The sequence below is a fragment of the Vibrio sp. V01_P9A10T6 genome (assembly GCF_963877065.1).
GTDB lineage: Bacteria > Pseudomonadota > Gammaproteobacteria > Enterobacterales > Vibrionaceae > Vibrio > Vibrio anguillarum.
This window is the reverse complement of sequence record NZ_CAWNTB010000067.1, coordinates 1-5977: the sequence shown is the minus strand read 5'-3', so window position 1 is coordinate 5977 and position 5977 is coordinate 1. Positions and strand designations below refer to the sequence as shown.

The window sequence follows — 5977 nt, the reverse complement described above, 5'->3', positions numbered from 1 at the left end:
ACACAGCAACAGAGAACTGTTCTGTTGCTTTAATGATGAACGGCAAACTGTACGTTCGCAGTGAAGTTGCCCCTCGCGATCACACCAAGAAAATTCTACCCATGGTGGATTCCGTCCTCAAAGAAGCGGGCATCACCTTACAGGAACTAGACGCGCTAGCCTTTGGCCGTGGTCCGGGCAGTTTTACCGGAGTACGGATTGGCATTGGAATTGCACAAGGTTTAGCATTCGGCGCTGATTTACCTATGATAGGTATTTCGACCCTGGCAGCGATGGCGCAAGGCAGCTATCGTTTACAGGGTTACCAGCAGGTGGCGTGTGCAATTGACGCCAGAATGAGTGAGATTTACTGGGGTCGTTATACACGTCAAGAAGATGGCTCTTGGCAAGAGATAGATGCAGAGTGCGTCATTGCTCCTAATACTCTTGCTGAGCAAATCAAAGCTGACAGCATCACTTGGGGCTGCGCTGGAACGGGTTGGGCGGCTTATAAAGAAGAGTTAGATACGTTGCCTATCTCGTGTCAAATGGGGGAAGTATTGTACCCAGATGCACAGGATATGGTGTTTCTTGCTCAGTACGAGTTTACCAAAGGAAACACGCTAACGGTGGAAGAGTCGAGCCCTGTTTACCTGCGTGATAACGTGGCTTGGAAGAAGTTACCGGGCCGAGAATAATCAGTGAAAGGCAAGGCGTTGCATTCGTCTTGCTCTAATTGAATAGGAACAGTATGGTTTCAATTAACGGTTTACCTCCTGCGATAGTGCCCGGTAGCAATAGGGCTAATCGCGCAAATAAGAACAATGGGGTAAAGAAAGGCGATGCCAAAACCGGAGTAGGTCAACCTACTAAGGTGGCGAATGCTGTTTCTCATTCAATTCGTCATGTCGATCCATCAGAGATTCATCAGGCTAATCTGGAATACGATCTTCCTGAAGGTCGATCAAGAAAGGCGATGGAAGAGTACATGGACGTGATGAACCAAGCAAAAAAAGAGGAACTTGCTCAACTGCTTGGAGTCGATATCTACATCTAATCCAACAAGGTCATTATGATGCGATCTTTTTCCACTTCTAAAACGCTACTGCTGTTATCGTCCACATTGTTGCTTGGTGCATGCTCAAGCTTACCGGATGATCTTCGTGCCAGTAGTGAGGCCGTGATCACCGATTACGCCACTTGGGTCAATACGCCAACCAATGAGCAAGATGAAGTCCGGCTGGGCGGCGTCATCGCCAGTGTGACTAATTTGGCGGATAAAACCCGGATTGAAATAGTCAATTTGCCGATTAGCTCATCAGGCCGACCGGATATCGACCGCGAACCGCAAGGGCGTTTTGTTGGCTATGTTGACGGGTTTGTTGACCCAGTGGCTTATGCGAAAGATCGTTTGGTGACGCTAGTGGGAACCAGCCTTGCTCCAGAAAAGGCCAAAGTGGGTGAGTTTGAATACACTTTCCCAACCATGGTCGTAAAAGGACTACATTTGTGGCGAGTTGAAGAAAGAGTGGTCGTGAATGATCTCGGTACTTATATGTACCCTTGCCACAGCTTATATTGTCGTCAAATGTACATTGGTGCTCGTGAAGGGCGCGTGGTACAAGAAGTGAAATAGCGATGCAACAAAAACAGTACTCTCTTGCGCAAGGAATGATTGCGACTCAAGAGTTGGGAAACGCACAAACGGCCGACTTATCGGTCGTTTTTTTGCATGGTTGGTTAGATAATTCATCCAGTTTTCTTACCGTTATCAAAGCGTTAAGTCACCTTAATCCACAGTTACACCTTTGCGCAATCGATTTACCGGGACATGGCCTTTCAAGCCATAAAGCCGACGGTCATTTTTACCCATTTCATGACTATATTGATGATATTTACTCATTTTTGCTCAACTTATCGCCAAACAGGTTAGTGATCGTAGGGCATTCCCTTGGTGCTTTAATCGCAAGTTGCTATAGTGCCGCCTTTCCTGAGCAAGTCGCAGGATTAGTTCAAATCGAAGGAATGGCTCCATTGGCTGAATCGCCACTAGAGAGTGTGGCCAGGCTGCGCAATGGCGTACTCAGCCGCCAGCGGATCCGGCGTAAGCCTCGTCGTAGGTTACCGAACTTAGAATACGCTGTTGCTCGCCGAGCCGAAGTCAACCAGTTAGAAGCAGCCTTGATCCAACCCATCGTTATTCGAGGGGTTGAGCGGCGCAATGACGAGTGGTATTGGCGTCATGATCAGAAGTTAAACAGTGATTCTTTGTATCGCATGTCCTATGAGCATGCTCAGCACATAATGGCGCACATCCAATGCCCACAACGTGTGATTCTCGGTACACACGGTTTTTCTGAGTTACGAGCCGCTCGTGGCTATTTCGCCGATGATCGGCAAGAGATGTTCACTATTTCTGGTGGTCATCATTGCCATCTTGAGCAACCTTCGCAAGTCGCCGAACTAATTTTTGGCTTAGTTAACAAAATTTAAACAAGTGTTTGAGTGTTTCGTGCTCAAGCGCTTTGGCTGTGCTGTAATAGCGCACATAAAAATATCGCCGTAGAGCAGCCGCCAATAACGAGGAGTATTACCGTGGAGAAACCTTGGCTTTCACGCTATCCAACTGACGTACCTGAATTCATCAACCCTGATCAGTACCTCTCTTTGGTCGAAATGTTTGAGCAATCGGTTCATAAATATGCCGATCAACCAGCCTTTATGAATATGGGTTCGGTCATGACTTTTCGTAAACTGGAAGAGCGCAGCCGAGCATTTGCCGCCTATTTGCAAAATGAGCTAAAGCTGAAAAAAGGTGATCGTGTCGCCTTAATGATGCCTAACCTATTGCAGTATCCGGTCGCGTTATTTGGCGTATTACGAGCCGGGTTGATTGCGGTGAATGTTAACCCGTTGTACACCCCGCGAGAGCTTGAGCATCAACTGAATGACGCCGATGCAAAGGCGATCGTCATCGTCTCGAATTTTGCCAATACCTTAGAGCAAATTGTTGAAAATACCTCAGTAAAACATGTGGTATTGACCAGCCTTGGACAGATGTTACCTAGAGCAAAAGGGACGTTGGTTGATTTCGTTGTGAAATATGTGAAAGGGATGGTGCCAAAATATGACTTACCAGGTGCCATTTCCATGCGTAAGGCGTTGCACAAAGGTCGCCGTTTACAGTATGTGAAGCCTTTTATGTCTGGCGACGACATTGCATTTTTACAATATACCGGTGGTACAACCGGTGTGGCAAAAGGGGCAATTCTGACCCACCGCAACATGATTGCGAATGTGCTCCAAGCAAAAGGGGCATATGGCCCAGTATTGGCCGAAGGCCGCGAACTGGTTGTGACGGCATTACCGCTTTATCACGTATTTGCACTGACCGTAAACTGTTTACTGTTCGTCGAAATGGGTGGGCGTAACCTATTGATTACTAATCCACGCGATATTCCAGGCTTTGTTAAAGAGTTGCAAAAGTACCCATTTACTGCCATTACGGGGGTGAATACGCTGTTTAATGCGTTGGTCAACAACGAAGATTTCCATGAACTTGATTTCAAAAATCTTAAGCTTTCTGTTGGTGGTGGCATGGCGGTACAGCGCGCGGTGGCCGAACAGTGGAAAAAAGTGACGGGTATCCACCTGCTTGAAGGTTACGGTTTGACTGAATGTGCACCACTGGTGACAGGTAATCCTTATGATTTAAGTGATTATTCGGGAGCCATTGGTTTACCCGTTCCTTCAACCGAAGTGCGTATCGTTGATGATGAAGGCAAAGTGTTGGCTTATGATCAAGTCGGTGAGTTGCAAGTGCGTGGCCCACAAGTGATGCAAGGTTATTGGCAAAGACCGGAAGCGACGAAAGAAGTGATTGATGCCGATGGTTGGCTCTCTACAGGCGATATCGTCAAGTTTGACGAGCAAGGAATGGTCTATATTGTCGATCGCAAGAAAGACATGATTTTAGTCTCTGGATTCAACGTTTATCCTAATGAGATTGAAGATGTGGTTGCACTGCATGGCAAAGTATTAGAAGTGGCCGCTATCGGCCAGCCTCATGAAGTGTCTGGTGAAATCGTCAAGATTTATGTGGTTAAGCGTGATCCAAGCTTAACTAAAGATGAAATCATTGCCCATTGCCGTAAACATTTGACCGGCTATAAAGTGCCTAAGTTGATTGAGTTTAGGGAAGATTTACCAAAGAGTAATGTGGGTAAAATTTTACGCCGCGTACTTCGTGAAGAAAATGATGCGGCAATTGAACAAACAAAACGTGCCTAAGCATCAAGTCAGTATGAAAAAATAGTGCTAGAATGCCGACTCAAACCGTCGGCATTTTTATGTCCCCTCTAGTAGGGTTGCCCAAAGTGAGCCATTAGTGAACTACCAAATAATTACCCAGCCTAACGACCTACAACGTGTATGCCTTGCCGCGCGAGATGCCGATGTGGTGATGCTCGATACCGAGTTTGTCCGAGTGCGTACCTTTTACCCACAGCTCGGATTGATCCAGCTTTATGATGGTGAAAACCTCTCTTTAATCGACCCACTTGCCTTTGATGACATGGCCCCTTTTGTCGAGTTACTGCAAGACACCTCCGTGCTCAAAGTGCTGCATGCGTGTGGTGAAGATCTCGAAGTGTTTCATAATGCATTTGGCTGCACACCGTTTCCAATGGTCGATACACAAGTAATGGCAGCCTTTCTCGGCCATGGACTGTCTACCGGATTTGCCGCATTGGTTAATGAATTCTTAGGGATTGAAATTGATAAAAGTGAATCGCGTACTGATTGGTTAGCAAGGCCTTTATCGCAAAAGCAGTTGGATTACGCTGCCGCCGATGTGTTTTATTTGCTGCCGATTTACGAGAAATTACTCGATAAAGTGACGCAGGCGGGCTGGTGGCAAGCGGCGCAGCAAGAATCTGAACTATTGAGCGTCAAACGCATTAAACAGACTAATCCCGATTTGGCCTATTTGGATATCAAAGGGGCATGGCAACTAACACCGCAAGAATTAGCGATTCTCAAACCCTTAGCTACTTGGCGCTACGAAGAGGCGGTACGCCGTGATTTGGCGCTGAATTTTGTGGTCAAAGAAACAGACTTGCTGACTATCGCTCGTTTGGGATTGACGAGTGCAAGCCGTATGATTGATGAAGGGGCCGATCCGAGATCGATTCAACGTCACAGTGCCAAAATCATTGCATTGGTGAAAGCGGGCCAGCAGACTCCGGCTGATCAATACCCACCTAAAATCGACCCTTTGATGGACTATCCCGGCTATAAACAGTTGTTTAAACGGTTGAAAGATGAAGTTAAATCAGTGTCTCAAACCACGGGTTTAGCGACTGAATTTTTAGCCTCTAAAAAACAGCTCAACCAGCTATTGAGTTGGGTGTGGAAGAAAGAGAGAGATCCCGCGCAATTGCCGGATGTGATGCAGAGCTGGCGCTTACCTATTCTCGGTGAACGGCTCAACAAATTGGTTGAGTAAAATTGGTTAGTAAAGAGAAAGAGCCTGCAATTTTGCAGGCTCTTTTATCATAAGGATTACTTTTCTTCGTCTGGCAGTTTCACGTTCAATTCCAGCACAGAGATATCATCATCTTTGTGCTCAAAAGAGACTTCAACCATCGAAGGGTCAACCGCGACGTATTTGGCGATCACCTTGAGAATGTCTTCTTTCAATTGAGGCAAATAGGTCGGTGCAGGGTCATTTTCACTACGACGTTCGGCGACGATAATTTGCAAACGCTCTTTGGCAAGGCTTGCTGAGGTCGTTTTCTTTTGTGGTCGGAAAAACTCAAGTAGAGACATAATATTAACCCCCGAAAAGTCGTTTAAAGATGCCCTTTTTCTGCTCCGTTAGAAAACGAAACTCGACTTCTTGCCCTAATAAGCGCTCGACAGCGTCAGCATAAGCTTGGCCTGCGTCTGATTGATCGTCAAAAATAACCGGAACACCTTTGTTGGAGGCATTAAGCAC

Annotated in this window: 7 protein-coding genes and 1 pseudogene; 6 read left to right on the top strand and 2 right to left on the bottom strand. The window is 46.5% G+C overall.

The features are described 5' to 3' along the window. From tsaB to rnd, 6 genes are all read left to right on the top strand, one after another. On the top strand, positions 1–677 hold a 677-nt coding region (gene tsaB / locus AACQ21_RS04005; RefSeq protein WP_105976307.1), incomplete at its 5' end, for a tRNA (adenosine(37)-N6)-threonylcarbamoyltransferase complex dimerization subunit type 1 TsaB. Positions 678–730: 53 nt separating this feature from the next. Beyond that, positions 731–1036 carry a chromosome partitioning protein ParA gene (locus tag AACQ21_RS04000; protein ID WP_181185510.1) on the top strand — a complete coding sequence of 102 codons (306 nt, stop codon included), beginning with the start codon at positions 731–733 and terminating at the stop codon, positions 1034–1036. A gap of 15 nt (positions 1037–1051) precedes the next feature. Beyond that, positions 1052–1615, top strand: a complete 564-nt coding sequence (locus AACQ21_RS03995) for a Slp family lipoprotein (protein WP_105976305.1) — start codon at positions 1052–1054, stop codon at positions 1613–1615. A gap of 2 nt (positions 1616–1617) precedes the next feature. Beyond that, positions 1618–2472, top strand: a complete 855-nt coding sequence (locus AACQ21_RS03990; RefSeq protein WP_105976304.1) for an alpha/beta fold hydrolase — start codon at positions 1618–1620, stop codon at positions 2470–2472. A 102-nt stretch (positions 2473–2574) separates the two neighbouring features. Continuing rightward, positions 2575–4269, top strand: a complete 1695-nt coding sequence (gene fadD, locus AACQ21_RS03985) for a long-chain-fatty-acid--CoA ligase FadD (protein ID WP_105976303.1) — start codon at positions 2575–2577, stop codon at positions 4267–4269. A gap of 97 nt (positions 4270–4366) precedes the next feature. Continuing rightward, positions 4367–5485: a ribonuclease D gene (rnd, locus tag AACQ21_RS03980; protein WP_017044578.1), complete on the top strand. Its 1119-nt coding sequence runs from the start codon at positions 4367–4369 to the stop codon at positions 5483–5485. A 56-nt stretch (positions 5486–5541) separates the two neighbouring features. Here the strand turns inward: rnd and minE are convergent, their stop codons facing one another. After that, positions 5542–5808: a cell division topological specificity factor MinE gene (minE, locus tag AACQ21_RS03975; protein ID WP_010317176.1), complete on the bottom strand. Its 267-nt coding sequence runs from the start codon at positions 5806–5808 to the stop codon at positions 5542–5544. 4 nt (positions 5809–5812) lie between these two features. Next, positions 5813–5977, bottom strand: a pseudogene (locus tag AACQ21_RS03970) (septum site-determining protein MinD); the annotation flags it as partial.

What these genes read in the sequence shown, in the direction of transcription:
- AACQ21_RS04000 (WP_181185510.1), top strand. Translation starts at nt 731, where the DNA reads ATGGTTTCAATTAACGGTTTACCTCCTGCGATAGTGCCCGGTAGCAAT.
- AACQ21_RS03995 (WP_105976305.1), top strand. Translation starts at nt 1,052, where the DNA reads ATGATGCGATCTTTTTCCACTTCTAAAACGCTACTGCTGTTATCGTCC.
- AACQ21_RS03990 (WP_105976304.1), top strand. Translation starts at nt 1,618, where the DNA reads ATGCAACAAAAACAGTACTCTCTTGCGCAAGGAATGATTGCGACTCAA.
- minE (WP_010317176.1), bottom strand. Translation starts at nt 5,808, where the DNA reads ATGTCTCTACTTGAGTTTTTCCGACCACAAAAGAAAACGACCTCAGCA.